25 protein-coding genes are annotated in these 23,521 nt (G+C 68.0%); 16 read left to right on the top strand and 9 right to left on the bottom strand.

Features of this window, described 5'->3' with window-relative positions; all coding sequences use genetic code 11:
* The first annotated feature begins 242 nt into the window (after nt 1-242).
* Both VN378_RS02940 and VN378_RS02935 read left to right on the top strand, forming a co-directional pair.
* Nucleotides 243-950, top strand: a complete 708-nt coding sequence (locus VN378_RS02940) for an AraC family transcriptional regulator (RefSeq protein ID WP_303694471.1) — start codon at nt 243-245, stop codon at nt 948-950.
* A gap of 46 nt (nt 951-996) precedes the next feature.
* Entirely contained in the window at nt 997-1,848 is an 852-nt protein-coding gene (locus VN378_RS02935) for a sterol desaturase family protein (protein WP_303694472.1), read from the top strand.
* 12 nt (nt 1,849-1,860) lie between these two features.
* On the opposite strand, the gene VN378_RS02930 is transcribed toward VN378_RS02935, so the two are convergent.
* Nucleotides 1,861-2,136 (bottom strand): metal-sensitive transcriptional regulator, encoded by a 276-nt coding sequence (locus VN378_RS02930; protein ID WP_304879150.1) that lies wholly within the window; start codon nt 2,134-2,136, stop codon nt 1,861-1,863.
* A 99-nt stretch (nt 2,137-2,235) separates the two neighbouring features.
* Between VN378_RS02930 and VN378_RS02925 the strand changes: the two genes are divergently transcribed.
* From VN378_RS02925 to VN378_RS02900, 6 genes are all read left to right on the top strand, one after another.
* On the top strand, nt 2,236-4,590 hold the full coding sequence (locus VN378_RS02925; protein ID WP_305758980.1) for a heavy metal translocating P-type ATPase: 2,355 nt from the start codon (nt 2,236-2,238) through the stop codon (nt 4,588-4,590).
* 280 nt (nt 4,591-4,870) lie between these two features.
* Entirely contained in the window at nt 4,871-5,551 is a 681-nt protein-coding gene (locus VN378_RS02920) for a DUF305 domain-containing protein (protein WP_303694475.1), read from the top strand.
* A gap of 48 nt (nt 5,552-5,599) precedes the next feature.
* On the top strand, nt 5,600-6,079 hold the full coding sequence (locus VN378_RS02915; RefSeq protein WP_305758981.1) for a DUF305 domain-containing protein: 480 nt from the start codon (nt 5,600-5,602) through the stop codon (nt 6,077-6,079).
* Between the two features lie 135 nt (nt 6,080-6,214).
* On the top strand, nt 6,215-8,080 hold the full coding sequence (locus VN378_RS02910) for a copper resistance system multicopper oxidase (protein WP_304879158.1): 1,866 nt from the start codon (nt 6,215-6,217) through the stop codon (nt 8,078-8,080).
* A gap of 596 nt (nt 8,081-8,676) precedes the next feature.
* On the top strand, nt 8,677-9,519 hold the full coding sequence (locus VN378_RS02905; protein ID WP_325740798.1) for a copper resistance protein B: 843 nt from the start codon (nt 8,677-8,679) through the stop codon (nt 9,517-9,519).
* 137 nt (nt 9,520-9,656) lie between these two features.
* Entirely contained in the window at nt 9,657-10,427 is a 771-nt protein-coding gene (locus VN378_RS02900) for an HAD family hydrolase (RefSeq protein ID WP_303694478.1), read from the top strand.
* Between the two features lie 175 nt (nt 10,428-10,602).
* Here the strand turns inward: VN378_RS02900 and VN378_RS02895 are convergent, their stop codons facing one another.
* The 5 genes from VN378_RS02895 to VN378_RS02875 form a co-directional block, all read right to left on the bottom strand.
* Complete coding sequence (locus VN378_RS02895) at nt 10,603-11,010, bottom strand: copper resistance CopC family protein (protein ID WP_303694479.1); 408 nt, start codon at nt 11,008-11,010, stop codon at nt 10,603-10,605.
* A gap of 26 nt (nt 11,011-11,036) precedes the next feature.
* The gene (locus VN378_RS02890; RefSeq protein ID WP_154725686.1) at nt 11,037-11,363 is read right to left on the bottom strand and encodes a hypothetical protein; all 327 of its coding nucleotides are present in this window, start codon (nt 11,361-11,363) and stop codon (nt 11,037-11,039) included.
* A gap of 166 nt (nt 11,364-11,529) precedes the next feature.
* Nucleotides 11,530-12,108, bottom strand: coding sequence for an RNA polymerase sigma factor (locus tag VN378_RS02885; RefSeq protein ID WP_230307558.1), 579 nt, complete (start codon nt 12,106-12,108; stop codon nt 11,530-11,532).
* 8 nt (nt 12,109-12,116) lie between these two features.
* The gene (locus VN378_RS02880; RefSeq protein WP_371315940.1) at nt 12,117-12,554 is read right to left on the bottom strand and encodes a Spy/CpxP family protein refolding chaperone; all 438 of its coding nucleotides are present in this window, start codon (nt 12,552-12,554) and stop codon (nt 12,117-12,119) included.
* Nucleotides 12,554-12,835 (bottom strand): hypothetical protein, encoded by a 282-nt coding sequence (locus tag VN378_RS02875; protein ID WP_230307559.1) that lies wholly within the window; start codon nt 12,833-12,835, stop codon nt 12,554-12,556. The genes VN378_RS02880 and VN378_RS02875 overlap by 1 nt, the downstream gene beginning before the upstream one ends.
* A gap of 116 nt (nt 12,836-12,951) precedes the next feature.
* Between VN378_RS02875 and VN378_RS02870 the strand changes: the two genes are divergently transcribed.
* The 7 genes from VN378_RS02870 (at nt 12,952) to VN378_RS02840 (ending at nt 18,135) form a co-directional block, all read left to right on the top strand.
* The gene (locus VN378_RS02870) at nt 12,952-13,605 is read left to right on the top strand and encodes a DUF2231 domain-containing protein (protein WP_154725688.1); all 654 of its coding nucleotides are present in this window, start codon (nt 12,952-12,954) and stop codon (nt 13,603-13,605) included.
* Between the two features lie 98 nt (nt 13,606-13,703).
* Nucleotides 13,704-14,249, top strand: a complete 546-nt coding sequence (locus VN378_RS02865) for a YybH family protein (RefSeq protein ID WP_154725689.1) — start codon at nt 13,704-13,706, stop codon at nt 14,247-14,249.
* Nucleotides 14,250-14,485: 236 nt separating this feature from the next.
* Nucleotides 14,486-14,764 carry a DUF411 domain-containing protein gene (locus VN378_RS02860; protein WP_325740787.1) on the top strand — a complete coding sequence of 93 codons (279 nt, stop codon included), beginning with the start codon at nt 14,486-14,488 and terminating at the stop codon, nt 14,762-14,764.
* A 3-nt stretch (nt 14,765-14,767) separates the two neighbouring features.
* The gene (locus tag VN378_RS02855; protein WP_154725691.1) at nt 14,768-15,490 is read left to right on the top strand and encodes a PepSY domain-containing protein; all 723 of its coding nucleotides are present in this window, start codon (nt 14,768-14,770) and stop codon (nt 15,488-15,490) included.
* Nucleotides 15,487-16,593 carry a type III polyketide synthase gene (locus VN378_RS02850; RefSeq protein WP_305758985.1) on the top strand — a complete coding sequence of 369 codons (1,107 nt, stop codon included), beginning with the start codon at nt 15,487-15,489 and terminating at the stop codon, nt 16,591-16,593. Before VN378_RS02855 ends, VN378_RS02850 begins: the two co-directional genes overlap by 4 nt.
* On the top strand, nt 16,590-17,102 hold the full coding sequence (locus VN378_RS02845; protein ID WP_154725693.1) for an isoprenylcysteine carboxyl methyltransferase family protein: 513 nt from the start codon (nt 16,590-16,592) through the stop codon (nt 17,100-17,102). Before VN378_RS02850 ends, VN378_RS02845 begins: the two co-directional genes overlap by 4 nt.
* A 175-nt stretch (nt 17,103-17,277) precedes the next feature.
* A complete protein-coding gene (locus VN378_RS02840; protein ID WP_154725694.1) occupies nt 17,278-18,135 on the top strand; it encodes an arylamine N-acetyltransferase family protein in 858 nt (285 codons plus the stop codon).
* A gap of 187 nt (nt 18,136-18,322) precedes the next feature.
* Here VN378_RS02840 and VN378_RS02835 read toward each other — a convergent pair whose 3' ends face one another.
* A complete protein-coding gene (locus VN378_RS02835; RefSeq protein WP_305758986.1) occupies nt 18,323-19,594 on the bottom strand; it encodes a type II restriction endonuclease in 1,272 nt (423 codons plus the stop codon).
* A 281-nt stretch (nt 19,595-19,875) separates the two neighbouring features.
* On the opposite strand from VN378_RS02835, the gene VN378_RS02830 reads away from it, so the two are divergent.
* Nucleotides 19,876-20,112: a hypothetical protein gene (locus VN378_RS02830; RefSeq protein ID WP_154725696.1), complete on the top strand. Its 237-nt coding sequence runs from the start codon at nt 19,876-19,878 to the stop codon at nt 20,110-20,112.
* Here the strand turns inward: VN378_RS02830 and VN378_RS02825 are convergent.
* The gene (locus VN378_RS02825; protein WP_325740780.1) at nt 20,070-20,768 is read right to left on the bottom strand and encodes a sigma-70 family RNA polymerase sigma factor; all 699 of its coding nucleotides are present in this window, start codon (nt 20,766-20,768) and stop codon (nt 20,070-20,072) included. The two genes, VN378_RS02830 and VN378_RS02825, sit on opposite strands and share 43 nt — an antisense overlap.
* Nucleotides 20,769-21,134: 366 nt before the next feature.
* Nucleotides 21,135-23,513: a heavy metal translocating P-type ATPase gene (locus VN378_RS02820; protein ID WP_325740778.1), complete on the bottom strand. Its 2,379-nt coding sequence runs from the start codon at nt 23,511-23,513 to the stop codon at nt 21,135-21,137.
* Nucleotides 23,514-23,521 lie beyond the last annotated feature (8 nt).

Genomic DNA, 23,521 nt, shown 5'->3' with positions numbered 1-23,521 from the left:
GTCCACCTATCTGGGATACGCATCGGATACGTACATCCCTCGTCCCGCCGCGTCAGGCGCCAGTCCAGCGGTGCCGTGGGCCCGGCAAAGCGGCGATGGTCCGCTCCTACCCGTTGCGAGGGGCTCATGGTGCGCGGCTTGCGGGTTTCGCCGGAAGGCGCGATGACAACTGCCGTCGGCGATGGGACCGGCGCGGACGCCGCGACACTATGGCTTCGCCTTCATCGAGCGCAGTTTTCGCCATGGGCGACGGATGGGCCGCCTATGCGGGCCCGCATGAAGCGCACGCCGCTCACGCCCATGTCGCGATACAGCTGGCCGTGGCCCGCACGGGCTCGGTCCGCGTGGTTCTGGAAGACCATCGCACCTTGAGCGGTCAGGCGATCGTCATCGGCCCGCGGGTTCGCCATCGGATGACCGACGAGGGCGGGTCGGTCCTGCTGTTTTACCTGGAGACGCACACGCCGTTGGCCTCGAGCCTTCTGGCGCTGATAGCGCCGGCCGTCGCGGCCGTCGCTCCGCCCTCCGTGACGGCCCTGTTGAGCCCTGAGGCCCAGCCGGACCGCATCGTGGCGGGCCTCAGAGAAGGGCTCGGCGTCAAGGAAGTGAAGCTGGATCCACGCCTTGAAGGGGCGCTCCTCAAGGCGTCCGAAGACCCGGCGCCCGGCGCCGTCGCCCGGGCGGCCCGGGCGGTCGGCCTGTCCCCCGCGCGCCTCCGGGTTCTGGCCCAGGCGCAGATGCAGGCTCCGCTGTCGCAATGGCTGCTATGGCGAAAGCTGCAGAGGGCCGGGCATGAGATGGCGTCGGGCGCGGGCCTGGTGGAGGCGGCGATCGCCGGCGGTTTCGCCGACCAGGCGCATCTGAACCGCGTCACGAAACGCATGTTCGGCGTGACGCCCTTGCAGGCGTCGAGCGTCGTGCGTTCTGCGGACAATCGGTTCGTTCAATAAGCCGCCCGCCGGCCGCGTCATCCTGGGGCGTCCCTGGAGCCCTCCGATGCCCCTCGCCCGGTTTCTCGTCCGTCTCGGTTATGCGCCGGTGTTCTTCGCGGGATTCCTTGGGGCCGCGGTGACCTTGGCCGAGCGCGGGGCGCCCCCGTGGAGTCTGCCGATCCTGCTCGGGCTGGCGCTGGCGGTCTCGTTCGCCGCCGAGCGTCTGGCGCCCTACGAACCCGTCTGGAATCAACCCCACGGGGACGCCGGCCGCGATTTGATCCATGCGGCGGTCAATGAGGCGTCGATTGTCCTCTCGGTTCTGGCCCTGCCCCTTGTGTCCGGCGTGATCCCGGGTCTCGACGTCTGGCCGTCCGGCTGGCCGCTATGGGGACAACTGGCGGTCGCCATAGTGGCGGCGGACTTCGGCATCACCCTGGCGCACTACGCCAGCCATCGCATCCCGGCGCTCTGGTCGTTGCACGCCGTGCATCATTCCGTCGAACGGATGTATGGTTTCAACGGCCTGCTGAAACATCCCCTCCATCAGGCGATAGAATTGACGGCCGGTGTTGCGCCGCTGGTGCTCCTCGGCATGCCCTCGGACGTCGCCTGGCTTCTGGCCTTCGCCGTGGCGATCCAACTGATCCTTCAGCACTCCAACGTCGATATGAAGATCGGACCGCTGATCTACATATGGGCGGTCGCCCCGGCCCACCGACACCATCATCTGGCGTCGCAGACCGAGGGTGACGTCAATTTCGGCCTGTTCACCAGCCTGTGGGACCATCTGCTGGGAACGTTCCGGTCGGGGGCCGACACGCCTCGGACGGGCCAGATCGGCGTGTCCGGTCGGCCCGACTACCCCAGAGGATATCTCCGGCAACTCGCCGAACCCTTCCGACGGGGTGTCTGACACCCTGTCGCACTAGCGCGAGGCGCGTCCGAGCAGCTCGATCAGTTCGTTCGCCTTGGCCTTGCGCTCGGCCGGATCGTCGCCGGTCATCGCGCCCATGACGCAGTGGTCGAGGTGATCCTTGAGGACCTCGCTCTCGACACGCAGCAGGGCGGCCCGCACCGCCTGCAGCTGGGTCAGCACGTCCACGCAGTATCGGTCATCCTCGACCATCCGGGCGATGCCGCGCACCTGTCCCTCGATCCGGTTGAGACGGTTCATCACCTTGGGCTTGGTCAGGGTCTGCATCCAATTCCTCGTTCCAGTCATTCCCTATACCCTATGATGGTATCTTGCGCGATACCCCAATGGGGTATATTTGGCGTCCAGCCGATTCAGGAGCCCGCCATGTCCACGTCCTCGCATTCCCATCCGGACGGTCACGCCGGTTGTTCGACCCACACGGCCGACAGCGGCGCGAAGGCCGTCGACCCGGTCTGCGGCATGACCGTCGATCCGGCGACCGCGGCGCATCGCGCCGCTCACGAAGGCCGGGACTATTTCTTCTGCTCGGCGGGCTGCCGGACCAAATTCGTCGCCGAGCCGGACCGATACCTGGGCGAGAAGCCGCAGCCTGCGCCCGTCGTCCCGGGCGCGATCTACACCTGCCCGATGCATCCGGAGGTGCGCCAGGAAGGCCCCGGCTCCTGCCCGATCTGCGGTATGGCGCTGGAACCGGAGACGGTGACCGCCGAGGCGCCGGTCAATCACGAACTGATCGACTTCACCCGCCGCTTCTGGGTCAGCCTGGTGCTGACCCTGCCGGTCTTCGCTCTGGAGATGGGCGGGCATCTGACCGGCCTGATGATGCGGATACCGGGACAGACCTCGAACTGGATCCAGTTCGCCTTGGCGACGCCGGTGGTGCTGTGGGCCGGATGGCCCTTCTTCCAGCGGGGCTGGGCCTCGATCCGCAACCGCAGCCTCAACATGTTCACGCTGATCGCTATCGGCGTTGGCGCGGCGTGGGTCTACAGCGTGGTCGCGGTTCTGGCTCCGGGCCTGTTCCCGGCGGCAGTCCGGCGAATGGACGGCAGCGCGCCGGTCTATTTCGAGGCGGCGGCGGTGATCACCGTCCTCGTTCTGGTGGGCCAGATCCTGGAGTTGCGCGCGCGGGAACAGACGTCCGGCGCTATCCGGGCGCTGCTGGATCTGACGCCGAAGACCGCGCGCCGCGTGCGTGACGACGGCGGCGACGAGGATGTGACGCTCGACCTGGTCGCCGTCGGAGACCGGTTGCGCGTCCGGCCCGGCGAAAAGGTGGCGGTCGACGGCGAAATCCTGGACGGCCGGGTGACCATCGACGAATCTCTGGTCACGGGAGAATCCATGCCGGTGACCAAGGAGGTCGGCGACAAGGTCGTCGCCGGTTCGCTCAACAAGACCGGCTCGTTCGTGATGCGGGCCGACAAGGTGGGCGCCGACACCCTGCTGGCCCGGATCGTCCAGATGGTCGCCCAGGCCCAGCGCAGCCGCGCGCCCATCCAGCGGCTGGCCGACCAGGTGTCGGGCTGGTTTGTCCCGGCGGTGATCGCGATCGCGGTTCTCGCGGCCGTCGTCTGGGGCCTGGCCGGACCCGAGCCGCGCCTGTCGTACGCCCTCGTGGCCGCGGTGTCGGTGCTGATCATCGCCTGTCCCTGCGCCCTGGGCCTGGCCACGCCCATCTCCATCATGGTCGGGGTGGGACGCGGGGCCCAGGCCGGGGTGCTGATCAAGAACGCCGAGGCGCTGGAGCGCTTCGAGAAGGTCGACACCCTGGTGCTCGACAAGACCGGCACCCTGACCGAGGGACGGCCATCGGTCACGGCGATCCGGCCCGCGGCCGGTTTCGACGAGGTCGAGCTTCTGAGGTTGTCCGCCAGCCTTGAGCGGGGCAGCGAGCACCCCCTGGCCGACGCCGTCGTCCGCGCTGCCAGCGACAGGAACCTCGTCCTCTCGGAGGCGTCGGAGTTCGACAGTCCGGTCGGACGGGGCGTCACCGGGATGGTCGATGGCCGCCGCGTGGCCCTCGGCAACGGCCGCTACCTCAGGGAAATCGGGGTCGACGTCGCGCCGCTCGAGGCCGAGGCCGAGGCGCTTCGCCGGGACGGCGCCACCGCCATCTTTGTGGCCGTGGACGGGGCCGCGGCCGGCGTCCTCGGCATCGCCGATCCGGTCAAGGCGACGACCGCCCAGGCCATCCGCGATCTGAAGGCGGCGGGGCTGCGCCTTGTGATGATGACGGGTGACAACCGCACCACGGCCGAGGCCGTGGCGCGCCGGCTCGGCATCGACGACGTCCAGGCCGAGGTCCTGCCCCAGGACAAGGCCGCCGTCGTCGAGCGTCTGCGCGCCGAGGGCCGGGTCGTGGCCATGGCCGGCGACGGGGTCAACGACGCCCCGGCCCTGGCCGCCGCCGACGTCGGCGTGGCCATGGGCGCGGGGTCGGATGTGGCGATCGAGAGCGCCGGCGTCACCCTGCTGGGGGGCGACCTGCAGGGCATCGTCCGGGCGCGCAAACTGTCTAAGGCGGTGATGGGCAATATCCGTCAGAACCTCGTGTTCGCGTTCGGCTACAATACGCTCGGCATCCCGATCGCGGCGGGCCTGCTCTATCCGGTCTTCGGCCTGCTGTTGTCGCCGGCCCTGGCGGCCTTGGCCATGGCCCTGTCATCCGTCAGCGTCATCGGCAATGCGCTGCGGCTTCGGGCGGTCAGGCTTTGACCATCGACTGGCGCGCTCGAGACCGCCGGGGAAAACCATGACAGCCGTCAGCCCATTACGCATCCCGGCGGTTGATCCCTCGCATGATCCGACGGTGTTCGGGCATATTTAATCGTGGTGGAACCGTGGCGGCGGGTCCGGATTACGCTGGCTTCGATGTCCGGTGGGGACAGTCGTCCGGGCGAGCGCAACGCCCGCCCGGATGCAGCGTCGCCGGGCGCACCTCATTGTCTGGCCGCCTGGCGATCCGGCTGGCGACCGTCCCAAGCGGAGATCCCCGATGTTCAACCCGATCGTCACCCGCCCGTCCCTCCTGCTCGCCGGCTGTTCCGCGCTCGTCCTGACGGCGTGCAGCCCCGCGGCGGAGCCGCCCGCAACGTCCAAGGCCGAAGAGTCCGCGCACGCTTCGGAGCCCATGGCGATGGCGCAGACGCCGTTCTCCGCCGCCGAAACCAGGATGCACGAGGCCATGATGGCGGCGACGGGAGCCGATGCGGGCGAAACCTGGGCGCGCAAGATGATCCCGCATCACCAGGGCGCGCTCGACATGTCCCAGATCGTGCTGCGGGACACCCAGGACGCCGACATTCGCCGGATGGCCCAGAAAACCGTCGAAATGCAGACCACGGACATCGCCGAGCTGCGGCGCTGGCTCGAGACGCGGGTCGGGGCCGCCGCCGGCGCGGCCGCGCCGGGCGGGGGCGGGGAACCTCCCTTCGCGCCGGCCGAAACGAAGATGAAGGACGCCATGATGTCGGCGACCGGGGCCAACACGGACCGGATGTGGGCCAGCAAGATGATCGCTCACCACCAGGGCGCGCTCGAGATGTCCCAGGTGGCGCTCCGCGAAAGCCAGGACGCCGGCATCCGGCGCATGGCGCAGAAGACGATCGAGATGCAGACCGCCGACATCGCCGAGATGCGCGCCTGGCTCGCGGCCCACCCGGTCGGCGGGTCCTGACGCGGCTCTCACGGGCGGAGCGTGTTTGACTGAAAGAGGGGCAGGGACATGGAAAAGATGACGGGCATGAATCACACGCAGGCCATGAAGGGCAGCTATCGATCATTCGCGATCGAGCTCGTCCTTGATTTCATCATCATGTACCTGGTGATGTACACGATGATCGCATCCCTCGATCACTTCTACTTCAATCTCAACAACGTCTACATGACCCTGATGATGGTCTCTCCCATGGCCATCCTCATGCTGGTGTTCATGCGATCGATGTATCCGTCGAAGCGGACCAATCTACTGATCGGCGGGGCGGCCGCCCTGGTGTTCGCGGTCAGCTTCTGGGGCATGCGGACCCAGGCGGCGGTCGGGGATGCGGAATTCCTGCGTTCGATGATACCCCACCACTCCGGCGCCATCCTGATGTGCAACGAAGCGGAGTTGAAAGATCCCGAGGTGCTCGGTCTGTGCGAGGAGATCGTCAGCTCCCAGGCGCGGGAAATCGCCCAGATGAAGGCCCTTCTGGCGCGGCGGTAATCCGGCGGGCGGCCGCGAGGGCCGCCGGCGCGGTCGGCTCTGCGGCAGCGTGTCGCGAGGGCGGGCCGCGCCGCTTGCGTAAAACCTTTTAGATCGCGCCTCAGGAGGCGCGACCATGACTTTCAGGAGTATCCCATGAAGCTGGATCGTCGAGCGCTGCTGCGCGGCGCCGTCGCCGGAGGCGGTCTTGCGGCCTTGCAGGGCTTGATGCCCGCCTGGGCCCAGACGGGGTCTCCGGGGCTGCGGGCGGACCTGCCGACCCTCACCGGCCCGAACATCGATCTGACGGTCGGCCAGACGCCGTTCACCGTGAACGGGCGCACCGCCATGGCGACGACGATCAACGGCGTGCTCCCGGCTCCTGTGCTTCGCCTTCGCGAGGGGCAGAACGTCCGACTGGCCGTGACGAACCAGCTCGACGAGGACACCTCGATCCACTGGCACGGCATTCTGCTGCCGTTCCAGATGGACGGCGTCCCCGGCGTCAGCTTCCCGGGCATCCGCTCGCGCGAAACCTTCGTCTACGAGTTCCCGGTCCGGCAGTCGGGCACCTTCTGGTACCACAGCCACTCGGGTTTGCAGGAGGCGCTCGGCCACTACGGACCCCTGGTCATCGATCCGGCCGGGGCGGATCCGGTCGGCTACGACCGCGAGCACGTGCTGGTGCTGTCGGACTGGAGCTTCATGCATCCGCACGAAATCTTCGAGAAGCTCAAGAAGAGTCCCGGCTACTTCAACCGGCAGCGCACCACCCTGGCCGGCCTGCTGGACGGCAGCGACCGGATGAGCCTGGAGGAGCGCCGGATGTGGGGCGAGATGCGGATGGATCCGCGCGACATCCTCGACGTCAACGGCTCGACGTACACCTATCTGATCAACGGCCATGGGCCCCAGGAGAACTGGACCGGCCTGTTCCGGCCCGGGGAGCGGGTGCGGCTGCGCATAATCAACGCCTCGGCCATGTCGATCTTCAACGTCCGCATCCCCGGCCTCCCCATGACGGTGGTCCAGGCCGACGGCGAGAACGTGCGCCCGATCGAGATCGACGAGTTCCAGATCGCCGCCGCCGAAACCTATGACGTCATCGTTCGGCCGACCGAGGACCGCGCCTACACCATCGTGTCGGAAGCCATCGACCGCTCGGGCATGGGCCGCGCCACCCTGGCGCCCCGCCTCGGCATGACGGCCGAGGTTCCGCCGCTTCGCGAGGTTCCCAACCTGACCATGAAGGACATGGGCATGGGAGACATGGGGGGCATGAGCGGAATGGATCACGGGGCCATGGGAGCCCAGTCGGGCGGAGCGATGGCCGGAATGGACCACGGGGCTATGACGGGCGCGCCCGGCGCGGCCATGGCGGGCATGGATCACGGCGCCATGGCCCCCCAGGCCCCCGCCGGGACGATGTCCGGTATGGACCACGGCTCCATGTCCGGCATGAACATGCGCGATCCGGAGAACGCCCCGCCCGACATGGCGGTGGGGGTGGGCGTCGACGCCATCGCCATGGCGCCGGCCAATCGCATGGGCGAGCGGCCGATCGGGCTTCAGGACGTGCCGCATCGCGTCCTCGTCTACACGGACCTGGTGTCGCTCGCGCCCAACAAGGATCAGCGTCCCCCGTCCCGGACGATGGAGATTCACCTGACCGGCAACATGGAGCGGTTCATGTGGGGCTTCGACGGGCGCAAATTCAGCGAACTGGTCGAACCGATCCGGTTCGAGCGGGACGAGCGGGTGCGCGTGACCCTGGTGAACGATTCCATGATGGCGCACCCGATCCACCTGCACGGCCATTTCTTCGAGCTGGTCACCGGCGGCCCGGACGGTCACCAGCCGCTCAAGCACACCGTCAACGTTCCGCCGGGCGGCAAGGTCAGCTTCGACCTGACCGCGGACAATCCGGGCGACTGGGCCTTCCACTGTCACCTGTTGCTGCACATGCATGCCGGGATGTTCAACGTCGTCACGGTCCGTCCGATGGAAGGAGCCGCATCGTGAAGACGTCGGTCGCCATCCTTCCCCTGATCCTCGCGGCGGCTTCCGCGGCGGCGGGGACACCGGCGCTGGCGCAGAGCCACGCTGGACATGCCATGCCCGCGCCGGTTCGCCAGGCGCTTCCGGAGGGTTGCGTCGCGCGCGGCTCCCCCACCGCCGACGCATCCCGGACAGGCATGCCCGGAGCGCCGACGTGCCCGACGGGCGCGGTGCCGGTCCGTCTGCAGGCTCCGGCGATGCCGGCGGGACACGACATGTCGACCATGGGCCAGACGCCTGCTCCGGCCGCGGCGTCCGCTCGTGCCGGGCACGACATGTCCGCTATGGGCCAGACCCAACCGGCTCCGGCCGCTGCGTCCCCTCACACCGGCCATGACATGTCGACGATGGGCCAGACGCAGCCGGCTCCGGCCGCCGCGTCCCCGCATGTTGGCCATGACATGTCGACCATGGGCCAGACCCCGCCCGCTCCGGCGATGCCGGCGGGGCACGACATGTCAACGATGGGTCAAACCCAGCCCGCGCTGGCGATGCCCGCAGGTCACGATATGTCGACGATGGGCCAGACTCCCGCTCCAGCAATGCCGGCGGGTCATGACATGTCGACCATGGGCCAGACGCCGGCGGGCTACGACATGTCCGCAATGGCCATGCCGCCTGACGTCCCGACCAGCGCGGACAATCCGGGACGTCCGCCGGAAACCCCGGCTCCGGCGGGCGCGACAAGTGGGCCGACCAACGCCGCCGACCTGCTGTTCGACCCCGCCGAAATGGCGGCGGCCCGCGCCCAGCTCCGAGTCGAGCATGGAAACGTCCGCACGACGGCGGTCATCCTCGACCAGCTGGAAGCGACCTTCGGGGACGACGAGGAAGGCTACGCCTGGAATGCCCAGGGCTGGAGCGGCGGCGACATCAATCGCTTCTGGTGGAAGTCGGAAGGGGAGGGCGCTTTTGGCGGCGAGGTCGAGGAGGCCGAGATCCAAGCCCTCTACAGCCGGGCGTTCCGACCCTTCTTCGACTTCCAGACCGGCCTGCGGCAGACCTACCGGCCCGAAGGCGACCGGACAGATCTCGTCGTCGGCATTCAGGGGCTGGCGCCCTACTGGTTCGAGGTCGATGGAGCTGTCTTCCTGTCCAACAAGGGCGAACTGACAGCGCGGGGAGAGGCCGAATACGATCAGCGCATCACCAATCGCTGGATCGTCCAGCCCCGGGCCGAGGTGGTGCTGTCGGCGGAGGACATCCCCGAGCTCCGTATCGGATCTGGCCTGTCCTCGCTCCAGGTTGGGGCCCGGCTGCGGTACGAATTCCGCAAGGAGTTCGCGCCCTACGTCGGCGTGGAATGGACCAGGAGCTTCGGCAATACGGCGGACTTTCTGGAAGCTGACGGGCGAAGCGCGGAAGACACCCGACTGGTCGTCGGCATTCGGGCCTGGTTCTAGCGAAGGCTGGCGGGTTCATCTTGGCGCCGGGCCCGCGCAGTCAACCAGCGGGGGGGCATGAGGATGCCCTCGCGTGGGTCAGTGCGCCACTATAGCCAGTGTCTTGCGCACGCTGGTGTCCGGCCGGGTGGGGTCCAATGACAGCGACTCGGCGAACCCGGGCCGTCGCTATCGATCTGGATGACACCTTGATCTCAGCCTATCGCCGCCCGGACCTGGCGTGGCGTAGGGTCTGTCAGTTGTACCAGACCGAGCTTGGCGACCTGGCTCCGGACCATGCGGCGCGGGCCCTGACGGAGGCGGGGCGGGCTTTCTGGAGCGATCCGGAAAGCCACGCCATCGGCCGCGGAGCCCCGAGGCAGGCCAGGCGCATCATCGCGGCCAAGGCCTTTGAGGCCCTGCGGCGCGACGGATGTGCGACGCCCTCTCCGGAAATCGCCGAACGCCTCGCCGACGCCTTCAGCCTTCATCGCGACCGGCAGATGCGGCTCGAACCCGGGGCGGACGCCGTGTTGGTCCATCTGCGGGATGCCGGATACCGGCTGGCGCTTCTCACCAACGGCGCCGGTCCCCTGCAGCGCGCCAAGATCGAGCGTTTCGGCCTGGCTTCGCATTTCCACCACATCCAGATTGAAGGCGAGGTCGGCGTGGGGAAGCCCGATCCCGCAGCGTTCAGGCGAATGTTCGCCGCCCTGGCCGTCGAACCGGCAGAGGTCTGCGTCGTCGGCGACAGTCTGGTATGGGACATTCGCCCGGCCATGGCGCTGGGCTGTTTCACAATTCTGTACGATCCGGAGGCTGGCGAAGCTGTTGGACGCGGTTCAGGGGACGCCCACGTCGTGGTCCGGACCCTGGCGAGCCTGGCGACCCATCTCCCCGGAGCGGCGAGGCCGCCTTGGAGCGAGTGATCGCGCCGGGTTGCGACCGCCCGGAGCCGACAATGCTCACGGCGGAGGGTGACCTCCGGCGCCCGGACCGGGAGGCGACGGAAGCCCATCCACGACGAAAAACGCCGCGCAGCAGGTTGCGCGGCGTTCCTCCACATCAGGCGTCGGCCCCCCAAGGGGGCGGGAGGCCGACTCCTCAGTGAACCATGAAACGGACGACGCCGTTCATCTGATGGCCGTCGGCGCCCTTCGCGGCCCAGGCGGCGGAATAGGATCCCGGCGCAAGCGTGGGCAGAGGCGCGGTGACGGTTGTGGCCGGCGGCGCCTCGGATGACACCACCACATCGACCGGCTGGCCCGCGGCGCCCGTCAGCCTGAGCGACGTCAGGGTCATGGCGTGCGGAAATGTCGCCGAAAACGCCGTCGGGGCGGCGGCCAGCATGGCGTTGTCCGCCGGCGCGGTGACGACGCCGTTGGCAGGCGCCTGCACGGCGGCGTGTTCCTGGGCTGACACGCCGGCGTGCGAATGACTCTGGGCGTGGGCGAGTGAGACGGGAGCCAGCGCCGCCACGGCGGCGAGGCTGGCGAAGATTGAACGGTTCATGAGAAAGTTCCTGATGCTTACGCGAACTATTGTTTGGGCGGCATGGTCATGCCGTCCATCTTCGACATGTCATGGCCGGCCATCGGATCGGCGGGCGGCGGCGTCGGAGCGGGAGCCGGCGCGGGCCGGGCCGCCGGGGCTTGCGGTGTCGAGGCCCGCGGGGCCGTGGCGGGCGCTGGCGCGGCGGCCTGCGGCTGCGGTGTCGGCTCGGGCGCAACCACCGGCGCGGCGTCCATCGGCGTCGCTGCCGAGGCGTCCGGCGCCGGCTGGGCCTCGACTGGCTGAGGTTCGGCGGCCGGCTGACAGGCGCCCAGGGTGAACGCCGCAGCGGCGGCGAGGATCGAGAGTCTCATGTGGCAAGCTCCTGAAGAAATGGGCGGCCGTCGAGCGAGAGTGAGCGACGCCTTCATAATGGAGTACGCGGGCGCGAGCCGCAGCCCTCGCCCGATATGGATCGACCGGCCCTGGCTCCCGTAGGAATGCAGCGATCAGCGAGCATAGACGAACGGCCGGAAGCCTTCAGTCCGGAACGGCCCGAAAGGCGGCCGTGCCGTCCAGGGCCTCAGACAATTTGCGACGGGCGCGCGCCACGCGGGTCTCTACCGTCTTTGTAGAGACGCCAAGCAGTCCGGCCGTTTCCGCCTGACTGCGTCCCTCGATCGTGGTGAGCAGGAGCGGCGCCTTGAGGTGAGGGGGCAAACGGCTCATCGCCTCGTTCAGCCGGGCGAGCCGGTCGCGGGCCTCCATCCGTTCATCCGCCGACTCGGCCCCGTCCGGCACGGACATGGCTTCCGGCGACGAGAGATCGACGCCGCCCCGGATGAGCCGTCGGACAAGACCGCGGCGGCTCCAGTCCCGGCATTTGTTGAGCGCGATGGTCCGGATCCAGGCCTCGAAGGGGCGCGTCGGATCGTAACGGCGAATGTTGATCCAGGCCGCCGCATAGGTCTCCTGCAACAGATCCCATGCCTCCTGCTCGTCGCCGACATAGCGCCGGATGAAGCGGAACAGAGCCGTCTTGGTCTGCCGCATCAATTCGCTGAAGGCCGCCCGGTCGCCCCCGGCGGCGCGGGCTGACAGGTCCGCTGAACTCTCCACCCGGACCGCTAGTCTTCGTTGGGCGTAAGAGCCGCGACGATGCGGTCGTCGAAGACCTCCGCCTGGGCCGGCGTCAGCACGGACCGCATCTCGAAGACGTGGGTGATGGTCTCCTTCTGCAGGGCGCCCATCGCGACGTGAAAGTGGTCCACCGCGGCCTGGACCTGGGGTCCGTCGCCATCACTCTGTTGGATGGCGCGCGCCAGTTCCAGATTCGCCGCGCGGATGTCGGCTTCGAGCGCGGGCCGGCGGGCGGCGAACCGGGCTTCGACGGCCTCGATACGGGTCAGCTGATCAGGCGAGAGCTTCAAGTCATGGTGGACGATGTCGTGCAGGGACGGCGGTTCGCGCCGGCTGAGCACCCAACTGGCGCTGATCCAGGTGCCCGCGCCGCTGGCGACAGCCGCCAGCACGGCGGTCAGTGCGATCGCCCGCCAGCCGCGCATCACCGGCCGGCTTCCAGACGCACCAGGGGCGACAGACCCGCATCGACCGTGAAGATGGCCATATCCCCACGCGGTCGGGGAGCGGCGACCGCGCCGACGCCGCCCACGGTCAGGCCGGTGACCAGGGCCATGGCGACGGCGCCAAGGCGCAGTTGCCCGGTCAGCCTTTCGCCGCGAAGCGCGTCGACCCGGCGCCAGACGAGCGGCTCGAGCCCGTCGAGCGACCGACCGGCGGACATGGCCGCCGATCGATTCAGAAGATCATCCAGATTACGCGTCATCGAACACTCTCCTAGCGCCCCTAATCCCTACTACGCCGAAACGGGCGGAATCCCTCAATCGAGGGGACGGCTTCCCGGATGCGTAGTTAGCAGAAGGCACAGGATGTGAGAGAACAATGGCGATACGCAAATTTCTGCCGGGGCTCGCCCTGGCGCTGGCGCTTTCAGTCAGCGCGCCGGCGTACGCGCATGAGGCCCACGAGAAGGCCGCAGCAGCTCGGGCCCAGGTCGCCACGCCGACGGCCGCCGTTCCGGACGGCGGCGTGATGGCCATGCCGGGCATGGCCCAGGACATGGACCACGGAGCCATGATGGCGGACGAGGCTCCCAAGCCCATGCCCGAGCGCCTGTATCGCTGGCTCGGGGCCATGCATCCGGCCGCGGTGCATTTCCCCATCGCGCTGTTCCTCGTCGCCGCCCTTCTCGAGATCGCCGCGCTGACGCTCCGCCGGCCTGTCCTGACCCAGGGCACCCGCGTCATTATCGCCCTGGCCGCGATCTCTGCGCTCGCCGCGGTGGCGCTGGGGTGGTTCGCCATGGGCCTCCCCGGCAAGGACGACGCGACCCACGCTTATCACCGGTGGCTCGGCACCTCGATCGCCGTTCTGGGCCTGTTGAGCTGGTGGGCGAAGGAGCATTGGGTCCGCCGACCGGGACGCCGGCGTGAGCTGATCTACGTCGGCCTGTTGACGCTCACCGCCGCCGCCGTGATGGTCAACGGCCTGCTGGGCGGGATGCTGACCCACGGCGTGAGACATCTTATGTTCTGACGGCCTCAAGGACACGCGTCGCCCGCCCCATAGTTTTCCATCCACTTTCGCCGGACCAGGACGCTTTCGCGGCCGCGGCTAACCAGGAGCTTTGATCCATGTCGTTTCGTTCAGCACTCGCCGGATCGGCGCTCGCCGCCGTCCTCGCTACCTCCGCCCAGGCCCAGACCCAGGCGCCCCACTCTCACGCCCCCGGCTCGGCCCACACCCCAGGCTCGGCACACGCTCCCGGCCATGCGCAAGCCGCTGACGAGGCGCAGGTCCGAACCGTCGTCGCCGCCTACAAGGACGCCATTACCCGGATGGACGTGTCACAGACCCCGGCTCTGTTCTGGGAGGACTCGGCGATTTTCGAGAACGGCGGCGTAGAGGGGACTTTCGCCTATTACCTCGAGCACCATCTCGGACCCGAGTTTACCGATCTGGCGGGTTTCGAGTTTCGCAACCACGAGATGACAGTGGAGATCGACGGCGATACCGCATTCGTGAGCGAGACCTATACCTATCACATCACCTTCAAGGACACGGCGCGCGAACCGATCGAGCGCCGCGGCGTCGCCACAAGCGTCCTGCGCAAGCGGGGCGACGAGTGGAGGTTCGCCATCTATCACTCTTCGGCTCGGCCCTTGCGCCGGGCGACCTGAAGACGCGGAAACGGGTTGCCCGGCCTCCCGATCACCAGAGTAATGAGCCAATGATAAAGTCGCTTTCGCGCCGCTCCCTTCTGATCCTCGGCGTCAGCGCCTCGGCAGCAGCGGCCTGCGCTCAAACCCCTCGTCCTTCGTCCGACCTCGCCGTCTACAAATCGCCCACCTGCGGCTGCTGCGGCGCATGGGTCGAACACATGACAGCGGCGGGGTTTCAGGCGCGGATAACCGAGGTGACCGACCCCGGCTCGGTCCGCCGCGCCCAAGGCGTTCCCGAGTCCTTGGCGTCCTGCCATACGGCCTTGATTGGCGGATATGTGCTGGAAGGTCATGTGCCGGCGGAGGATGTGCGCAGACTCCTGGCTGAACGTCCGGAGGCCGTGGGTCTCGCGGTGCCGGCGATGCCGCTGGGATCGCCCGGGATGGAGACGCCCGACGGCCGGCGGGAGCCTTACGAGACCTTGTTGATCCTCAAGAGCGGCGGCACGCGTGTGTTCGCGCGTCACGGCTAGGGCATGAAGATTCTCAAGCTCTCCACCCAGCTTCACAAATGGATCGCGCTGGTCGTCGGTCTTCAGGTGCTGTTCTGGGTCGGCGGCGGTCTGGTGATGACGGCCATCCCGATCGAGACGGTGCGCGGCGAACATCGCGCGGTCGAACTCAAGCCGGGTCCGCTGGAGCTCGGCGCGCTTCCGGCCCTCGGCGAGATCGCCCGTCGGGCCGGCGTCGCGCCCGTCCAGGCGGAGCTTCATTCCACGCCGAGGGGGCCGGCCTGGACCCTGAAGCCGGCGGCGGGCGAGCCGGTCATCGTGTCCGCCGCGACAGGTCGGCCGTTCGGACCGATGTCCGCCGCCGAGGTCTCGGCCTTCGCCAAGCGCGCCTACAAGGGTGAGGCGGGGGTTTCGGGCGCCGTTCTCCTGACAACGGCGCCAGAGGAGACGGGACGGACCGGGCCGCTTTGGCGGGTGGACTTCGCAGACCGCGAAAAGACCTCCTTCTACCTGTCGCCCGCCACCGGCGAGGTGGTGACGCGCCGCTCGGGCGTCTGGCGGATTTTCGACTTCTTCTGGCGTCTCCACGTCATGGACTGGAACGACGGCGAGGATTTCAATCACCCTCTGATCATCATCACCACGGCCTTGACGCTGAGCATCGTCGTGTCGGGGTTCATCCTGTTGTGGATCCGGATTTCGAGGGACGTGAAGACGGCGCGCGCGGCTCGAAAACGGGCGCCTTGACCTCGGCTCCAACCCCGACGGGGAACTGCTCTCGTGGGAGCGGCGACGCCGGACGGTCGCCTGAAGCGCATCTGGCGAGTCTCGCCACCGCCTGGCCGGCGCACCTCCTGCGTCAGGAGGAGGTGGCGGCCAACGGCGCGGAGATGTTCGCCACCACGCATGGCGGCTTTGAGCGCCTGGCGCCGATCTATCGCAACGCCCTGATCGAGACGCGGCACTCCTGCGTCCCGATCGACTGGTATCTGAAGCCGCACAGCTTCTCCGAACGCAACGACCTGTTCCTGAAGCATGCGGTGGCGCTGATGGCCGAGTCGGCTCAGAAGGCCCTGGACGAGGCCGGTCTGACGGCCGGTCAGATCGACACCATCATCACCGTCTGTTCCACCGGCATCGCCACGCCGTCGCTGGAGGCGCGGCTGATGCAAGTCATGCCGTTCCGCCCCGATGTGCGCCGCTTGCCGATCTTCGGCCTGGGGTGCGCCGGCGGCGTCATCGGCTTGGCCCGCGCCGCCGGCATGGCCCGCGCCGCGCCGGACAGCCGGGTGCTGTTGCTGGTGGTCGAGTTGTGCGCCCTGACGTTCCGCTTTCAGGACCGTTCCAAATCCAATCTGGTCGCCACCGCCCTGTTCGGGGACGGGGCGGCGGCGGCCGTCGTTTCGTGTCGCGAAGACGCGATCGGGCCGGTCGTCGGCGCGTCGCACGAGCACACCTGGCCCGACAGCCTGGACGTCATGGGATGGGACGTGGCCGACGACGGGCTGAAGGTCGTGTTCAGCCGCGACATTCCCAGCCTGGTTCAGGACGACTTCAAGCCCATCGCCGAGACGTTCCTGGCCCGGAACGGACTGACCACAGCCGACGTCGGCGGCTTCGTCTGCCATCCCGGCGGGGCCAAGGTCATCGACGCGCTTGAGGACTGTTTCGCCCTGACCGCCGGCGCGATGGTCCACACTCGCGAGACCCTGCGCGCCCACGGCAACATGAGCTCGGCCACGGTGTTGTTCGTGCTGAAGGCGGCGCTGGACGCCGACGAGCCCGGCCCACTGCTGCTGACCACCCTGGGGCCCGGGTTCACCACCGCCGTGATGCTGATCCATCCATGATCTGGCTGCCGGCCGTCCTCGCCCTGGTGGTCGCCCAGCGGCTCGCCGAGCTGTGGCTGGCGGCCCGCAACACCCGCCGCCTGAAAGCCGCCGGGGCCGTGGAGATCGGCGCGGGCCACTATCCGTTGTTCATCCTGCTGCACGGCGGCTGGCTGGCGGCCATCGCTATCTTCACGCCCTGGAACACTACGCCGAACCTCTGGCTGCTGGGTCTGTATCTGCTGCTGCAACTCGCCCGCGTCTGGGTCATCGCCACCCTGGGCCGGTTCTGGACCACCCGCATCGTCAGCCTGCCGGGCGCGCCTCTGGTCAGGACGGGACCCTACCGGTTCGTGCGTCACCCCAACTATTGGGTGGCGTCGCTTGAGATCGCAGTCCTGCCGCTCGCCTTCGGCCAGGTCGGCGTCGTCGTGGGGTTCAGCCTGCTCAACGCGCTGCTGATCGCCTGGCGGGTGCGGATCGAGGAGCGCGTCTTGACCGATCGGGGGGTAGAGCGGCGCAGCGCTTGAAAGCTGCTGTCCATTGTCGAGAAGCATGGACCCTGACTCTGGCCTGGCCGCAGCGCGCCTGCCCTGGCGCTGGCGGACCCGGCGTCGATGCGGGCCCGGCCCAGCGATCCCATTAACCATTCTCCCGATGCTGGTCTGGGTCCTCCGGATCGAAACATAAAAGGATTTCAGCCCCGTGGACCTCGACGCCTACTTGCAACGTATCGGCATTCCACGACGCTGTGCGCCGGACCTGGCATTCCTGCGGCGCATGCATCGCGCCCATCTGCGGACTATCCCCTATGAAAACCTCGATGTGCTGCTCGGTCGCGAGCTAAGCGTTGATGGTGACAGAGCTTTTGACAAGCTTGTAAGGGGCAATCGAGGCGGTTGGTGTTTCGAGATGAACGCATTGTTCGCGGGTGCGCTCGAGGCGGCGGGATATCGTGTGAGAACCTTGGCGGCCGTCATCAAGCGTGATCGATGGAACCGTTCCGAAGAGGGAGTACATCCGCTCCTTCGTATTGATCTCGACCAACCCTACTTGGCCGATGTCGGCTTTGGCGATGGCCTGCGCGAGCCCATTCCACTTCGTTCTGGGTTGCATCGACAAGGAAAACTGAACTTCTGGCTCGAACCTCTCGATTCAGAATGGTGGCGGCTTCACAATCACGCGAATGCCAGCATCCCCTACTACGACTTTACCCTGGAGCCCGTAGATCGCGCGCGTCTGATCGCTGCGTCGGAATGGATGCGGACGTCCTCCGCTTCGCCCCACCTTCGCAACGCTGTTTGCCAGCGGCACCTCGACGGCGGCATAGTGCTGCTTCTGGGGCGCGGCCTATGCCGGCTGCAAGGCCAGCGAACAACCGTGCGCCTGCTCGACGGTGCAGAGGCTTACGTCGCCAGTCTTCGGCGGGTGTTCGGCATCGTCTGCCCCGAAGCCGCGGCTCTCTGGCCGCGCATATGTGCTCAGCATGAGAAGGTAGTCGCCGAAGCGACTTCGCGCGCCACTGGAAACACAGGCCGAGCTCGGTTGAAGGACGGGGGGTGACGGCGACCGCATCGCTATGTGTTCCGACCCATTCGTGTCGTGCGCGATTACTGGCCCGCGATTGTGAGCGACGCCAGGTTCGGCATCCCAACCATTGGTTGGCGTCGCCTGAGATCGCCATCCTGCCGCTCGCCTTCGGCCAGGTCGGCGTTTTTCGCGGCGGTCTCCTTGTCGGTCCTATGCCGATCTAGATCAGACGGTGCGAAATTTCGGTCAGCGCCCGGAGGTCGGTCCCGAAGCGGGCGATTGAAGCCCGGTGCCGTTCCAGTTCGCCATAGGGAAGGTAGCGCACGTCAAGGTCCGCGATCCGGCTGAAGGCGGGCCGCCGCAACTGGGCGCGGACATCGCCCTCGCGGCTCTCTGGCGCCACCAGGAACAGGCCTGCGGACGTATGGAGCTCGCCAGACAGGGCGAGGTCCAGCATGCGCACGACGCCGGAATAAATCGTGGTGGAGTGTTCGACCTCAAAGGCGGCTGTCACGCGATCCGCGCCGGCCTCCAGCCAGAGGACGTCGATGAGGCGGATCGACTCTGCACCCGCGCCGTTCGCCAGCGCCGCGGGCAGCTGGTCCAGACAACCCTCACCGAGACGCGCGCCGTCATAAGGCCGGCTGCGGTCATTGGCGGCGATCCACACGCGATAGCCGAGCGCTCGCCCCAGATCCCGGATCCATGCCTGAACTTCGGTGTGGGTGCGATCAGTGTCGCGTTGCTGCAGCGCGGTCTTCTCGAACTTCACCGCTTCAGCCCGGGCTTCAGCCAGCCGCCGATCCCAGTCACGGTCAGAGAGATCTTCGCTTTCCAGGGGCGGAGCGGGGTATCGTCCTGACCCGACATCGAACAGGAAGCCCGCGATGGCGCCCAGGTCGTTTGACAGCAGGTCGCGATAGCGGGCGTTGAGTTCCAGAATTCCCTCACGCATGGCCAGATAGTGCTCCCAACTGCCCAGCTTCACTTTCGACCCGGTGATTGCGTTGTAGCCATTGACGATGGCGGTGTTGAACGGCGGGGCGTGCGTGGGATGCAGGAAGTAGATCAGGTTGGCCACGGCCGGCCCGAGGCCCTTGATCTTGAGCTGATCGATCGTGCGGATGCCGGACAGGATCTCGGTGCCGGTTGAACAGCAGCTGCAGTGATGCAGCAGACGGCCAAAGGCGCGCTGGTTGGGCGGGTTCTCGTAGATGTCGGGAATCCGGAGCTTGGGCTTCCACAGGAACGCGTGGTCGGCGCCCCTGAATATCTGGCGTTGTTCGGCGACCGAATGGACGATGGTCTCCAGCGACGAGCCACGATAGGCGACGCCGAACCGGCCCGCCTCGATCTCCTCGACGACCTGACCGATGCCCCGGCGGATGGACCGGAAATTCTTCAGCCGTTCATCCCACAGGAACCACGTCTGATAAGTCGCCGAAGGGTCGTCGCGCCACTGCTCGATAAGCTCTTGAAGTCGATCCGGCACGCCGCCCCCTCAGGATTCCATCTCCGTCCCAGCCTAGTCAGATTGGTGCGTGAGCGCCACCGGCGCCAGGCGGGCGGCGGCTGGGCGCCGGGGCCCGGCGGGGGTCGTCTGGCAAGGGAGTCGCGCGCCAGCCGCCATGCCGACTTCGCCATGGTGATGGGCGTGACCGGAGCCAGGGCGCCACCGCGACCACGACCACGACGAGGAGCGCCAGAGCGAGCAGGGTTTCCATCACCAGGTCGCGCTTCAGACGTCCGACCGCGCCGGAAGTCCTTGGTAATGTGACGGGCGCTGGCGAGATCCGGGGCCAGGTGGACGCGATTTGCGGCCGCCAGGACCAGCATGCGCGCGAAGATGAACAGCTTGCCCGCCAGCACGGGCCGATGCGCGTCCGCCTTGGCATGAAAGGGACGGCCGGCGACGCCCTGGCCACGGTTCATTCGCAAACCCCGGGCGAACGGGATTACGCCCTGGACTATGCGGCGTCGCATGGCGACCGGATCGAAGTCGATGTCTGATGCTCCAAAGTCCCGGCCCGCGTCGCGCGGGCGGTGGCCGCGGCCGCCAGGGCGCAGGGCTCCGGGCAGGCCTGGCAGTGCGCCAGCATCTGCCGCCGCAGCGCGGCGCGGCCCCGGTGCACCCGCACGCCGACGTTGTTGGCGGTCAGTCGCATCTCGCCGGCGATCGCCGCCAAAGGGACATCTTCCATTTCCGCCTTGCGCAGCAGGCGAGCGGTTTCCGGCGGAAGCTCGGCGAGGGCCTGCGCGAGACAGTGCAGCGCGCGGTGGACGTCGTCGTCAGTTCCGTTCCCCTCGTCATATCGGGGCTCGGCGTCCAGGGCGTTCGCCAACCGGGCTCGAGCCGCGTTTCGGCGGTAACGATCGAACAGGGCGTTGCGCAACGCGATGCCGAGCCAGGCGTCCACCTTGCCAGAGTCGGTCAGCCGGCCCGCCGCCAGGGTCACCTTGAGAGCGAATTCCTGCAGGACGTCCTCGGCGTCTTCGGGCGAGCGCAGCCGTTTGACGAGGTAGCGCAAATGCGTCGGACGATCCTCGCGCAGACGGCGCTCGACGAGGCGGCGAATTTCAGCCGCCGGCGTCGCGGAGGCGGCAAGCCGGGGGTATGTGGACGGTGTTCCCCGGCTGGAAGCGGTGACGAGGCTCTGTAAACTCATGGTTGGTCCCTTGCATGAAGTCAGGGAAGATTCCTGAGTAAGCAACGTCTAGATTTGTGCTGAATCAAGTGCTTAAAAAGATTCCCTTCGGCTCCTGTTTTGTTGAGGGATACGGAGCGGCGATGCGTATAGACATCCGCTTCACCCGGTTTCCACCAGCCGATGTCGTCGGATGCCCCGCCTGCTCTTTCCGCAGGAGGTTCCCCGTCAAGCCAAACCGGCGCCGGGCGGTGTGGCGGATCAGCTCCGCCCGGACGACCTCACCGTCCGCCGAACCGCTGGAGCATCTCCGGCTGGAGGAGCCGCCCTGTCCGCTGCGGCGCTCAGCGGGCCTCGGTCACCAGGGACAACGCGGTACTGGCGAAGCTAGATCGGCGCCGCCCCTGACGTAGCGGGCTGCCGGGCGCCCATGCCGGCGCCGAGCCGCAGCCGTTTGAGCATCAGCGCGTTGACGGCCACCAGCACCGAACTGCCGGACATCGACAGGGCGGCGATCTCGGGGCTGAGGGTGAAGGGATAGAGCACGCCCGCGGCCAGGGGGAAGGCGATGACGTTGTAGCCGACGGCCCACCACAGGTTCTGATGCATCTTGCGCAGGGTGGCGCGTGACAGTTCGATGGCCTTGACCACGTCGGCGGGATCGCTGCGCATCAGCACCACGTCGGCGCTCTCGATGGCCACGTCGGTCCCGGCCCCGATAGCGAAACCGACGTCGGCCTGGGTCAGGGCCGGGGCGTCGTTGACGCCGTCGCCGACCATGCCGACCCTGTGGCCTTCGCCCTGGAGCTCCTTGATCTTGAGCGCCTTGTCCCCGGGCAGGACCTCGGCCAGCACGATGTCGATGCCCAGTTCGTCCGCGATGCGCCGCGCCGTGCCGAGGTTGTCGCCGGTGATCATGGCCACCTTGACGCCCAGGCCCTGCAGCCGGCGGATGGTGGCCCCGGCGGTCGGCCGCACGGCGTCGGCCACCGCGATCAGGCCGATGACGCGGCCGTCGCGGGCGATGTGGACGACGGTGCGGCCGGCGCCCTGCAGCCGTTCGGATTCCGCGGCCAGCTCGCCGAGCTCGACGCCGTTGTCGGCCATCAGCATGCGGTTGCCGGACAGCACGGTGCGCCTGTCCACGGTCGCCCGCAGCCCCTTGCCGCCGAAGGATTCGAAGCCGGTCGCCGCCACTTCGGGGAGCTCCTTCGCCCGTTCCAGCACGGCCTTGGCGATATGGTGTTCCGACCCTCGCTCGAGGGCCGCGGCCGTGATCAGCAGGTCGGTCTCGTCCACCCCGGCGGCCGGGGTGACCTGGACGACCTTCGGCGCGCCGAGGGTCAGGGTGCCGGTCTTGTCGAACACGATCACATCCAGCTTGACCGCATCCTCGAGGGCGGCGGCGTTTTTGATCAGCACGCCGTGCCGGGCTCCCAGCCCGGTGCCCACCATGATGGCCATGGGCGTGGCCAGGCCCAGCGCATCGGGGCAGGCGATGACGAAGACGGTGATGGTCAGGGTCAGGGCGAACAGCAGGGTCTGGCCCAGGACCCAGAACCAGATTCCGAAGGTGAGCAGGCCGATGACGATGGCCGCCAGCACCAGCCACTGGGAGGCGCGGTCGGCGAGCAGCTGGGCGGGGGCCTTGGAGTTCTGCGCCTCCTGCACCAGCTTGACGATCTGGGCCAGGGCGGTGTCGGCGCCCACCCGGGTGGCGCGGTAGCGGAAAGCCCCCGTCTTGTTGATGGCGCCGCCGGTCACGGCATCGCCGACCCCCTTCATCACCGGCAGGGATTCGCCGGTGAGCATGGATTCGTCGACCTCCGATCCGCCGTCCTCGATGACGCCGTCCACGGGGATGCGGCCGCCCGGCCGCACCACCACCCGGTCGCCGACCAGAACGGCGGAGGTCGGGACCTCGACCTCGACGCCGTCGCGCAGCACCCGGGCGGTGGGCGGCGCCAGGTCCATCAGCCTGCGAATGGCGTCCGAGGCGCCGGCCCGCGCCCGCATCTCGAGCCAGTGCCCCATGAGAATGAAGACCAGCAGCAGGGCCGAAGCCTCGTAGAAGTCCGGCGCGTCGTAGAGGAAGGTCGCTCCGACGCTGAACAGATAGCCGGTGCCGACGCTGAGCAGGACCAGCACCGCCATATTGAGCACGCCGCGACGCAGCGCCCGGACGGCGGCGATGTAGAAGGGCCAGCCGGGGTAGAGGATGGCGGCGCTGGCCAGAACGAACAGCAGGGGCTTCAGCGGCAGGCCGAACGGCGGCGCCACGCGCATGAAGTCCATGCCCATCGGGGCGAGGAAGAAGATCGGAACGGTGAAGCCGAGCGCGATCAGGAAGCGGTTGCGCATGTCCCGGGCCATGGCCTGCATGTCCATGCCGGGGCCGTGCCCCATCTCGGCCATGTCGTCGGGACCGGCTGCGGCGCCGTGCCCGGGGCGAGCCGCATGATCGTCGGGAGCGGCAGGGGCCGCCGGATGGCGGGGGTGCGCGGCGCGGGCGTCCACGGCGGCCTCATGCGGGACGCAGACGTGTCGGGGCACGACCTCGCCCCGGCAATGGAAGCCGCAGTCCCGCACGGCCTGTTCCAGTTCGGCCTGGCTGAGACGGGCCTCGTCGTAGCGCACCGTGGCGGTGGCCGAGCCGAAGTTGGCGGCGGCGTCCAGCACGCCCTTCAGACCCCGCAGGTGTTTCTCGATCACGAGCGGATCCAGCGGGGTGCGGAATCCGGAAACGTCGATGGTGGTGGTGCGCATCAAGAAGA

Source organism: Brevundimonas sp. (assembly GCF_035561115.1).
Taxonomy (GTDB): domain Bacteria; phylum Pseudomonadota; class Alphaproteobacteria; order Caulobacterales; family Caulobacteraceae; genus Brevundimonas.
This window is presented reverse-complemented; position numbering and strand designations above follow the sequence as displayed.

Excerpts from the sequence above, each read along its gene's own strand:
- VN378_RS02900 (WP_303694478.1), top strand. The coding sequence starts at position 9,657 with ATGACAGCGACTCGGCGAACCCGGGCCGTCGCTATCGATCTGGATGAC.
- VN378_RS02905 (WP_325740798.1), top strand. The coding sequence starts at position 8,677 with ATGTCGACCATGGGCCAGACGCCGGCGGGCTACGACATGTCCGCAATG.
- VN378_RS02910 (WP_304879158.1), top strand. The coding sequence starts at position 6,215 with ATGAAGCTGGATCGTCGAGCGCTGCTGCGCGGCGCCGTCGCCGGAGGC.
- VN378_RS02855 (WP_154725691.1), top strand. The coding sequence starts at position 14,768 with ATGAAGATTCTCAAGCTCTCCACCCAGCTTCACAAATGGATCGCGCTG.
- VN378_RS02895 (WP_303694479.1), bottom strand. The coding sequence starts at position 11,010 with ATGAACCGTTCAATCTTCGCCAGCCTCGCCGCCGTGGCGGCGCTGGCT.
- VN378_RS02940 (WP_303694471.1), top strand. The coding sequence starts at position 243 with ATGGGCGACGGATGGGCCGCCTATGCGGGCCCGCATGAAGCGCACGCC.
- VN378_RS02915 (WP_305758981.1), top strand. The coding sequence starts at position 5,600 with ATGGAAAAGATGACGGGCATGAATCACACGCAGGCCATGAAGGGCAGC.
- VN378_RS02930 (WP_304879150.1), bottom strand. The coding sequence starts at position 2,136 with ATGCAGACCCTGACCAAGCCCAAGGTGATGAACCGTCTCAACCGGATC.
- VN378_RS02845 (WP_154725693.1), top strand. The coding sequence starts at position 16,590 with ATGATCTGGCTGCCGGCCGTCCTCGCCCTGGTGGTCGCCCAGCGGCTC.
- VN378_RS02825 (WP_325740780.1), bottom strand. The coding sequence starts at position 20,768 with ATGAGTTTACAGAGCCTCGTCACCGCTTCCAGCCGGGGAACACCGTCC.
- VN378_RS02870 (WP_154725688.1), top strand. The coding sequence starts at position 12,952 with ATGGCGATACGCAAATTTCTGCCGGGGCTCGCCCTGGCGCTGGCGCTT.
- VN378_RS02920 (WP_303694475.1), top strand. The coding sequence starts at position 4,871 with ATGTTCAACCCGATCGTCACCCGCCCGTCCCTCCTGCTCGCCGGCTGT.
- VN378_RS02880 (WP_371315940.1), bottom strand. The coding sequence starts at position 12,554 with ATGCGCGGCTGGCGGGCGATCGCACTGACCGCCGTGCTGGCGGCTGTC.
- VN378_RS02935 (WP_303694472.1), top strand. The coding sequence starts at position 997 with ATGCCCCTCGCCCGGTTTCTCGTCCGTCTCGGTTATGCGCCGGTGTTC.
- VN378_RS02890 (WP_154725686.1), bottom strand. The coding sequence starts at position 11,363 with ATGAGACTCTCGATCCTCGCCGCCGCTGCGGCGTTCACCCTGGGCGCC.
- VN378_RS02875 (WP_230307559.1), bottom strand. The coding sequence starts at position 12,835 with ATGACGCGTAATCTGGATGATCTTCTGAATCGATCGGCGGCCATGTCC.
- VN378_RS02925 (WP_305758980.1), top strand. The coding sequence starts at position 2,236 with ATGTCCACGTCCTCGCATTCCCATCCGGACGGTCACGCCGGTTGTTCG.
- VN378_RS02865 (WP_154725689.1), top strand. The coding sequence starts at position 13,704 with ATGTCGTTTCGTTCAGCACTCGCCGGATCGGCGCTCGCCGCCGTCCTC.
- VN378_RS02820 (WP_325740778.1), bottom strand. The coding sequence starts at position 23,513 with ATGCGCACCACCACCATCGACGTTTCCGGATTCCGCACCCCGCTGGAT.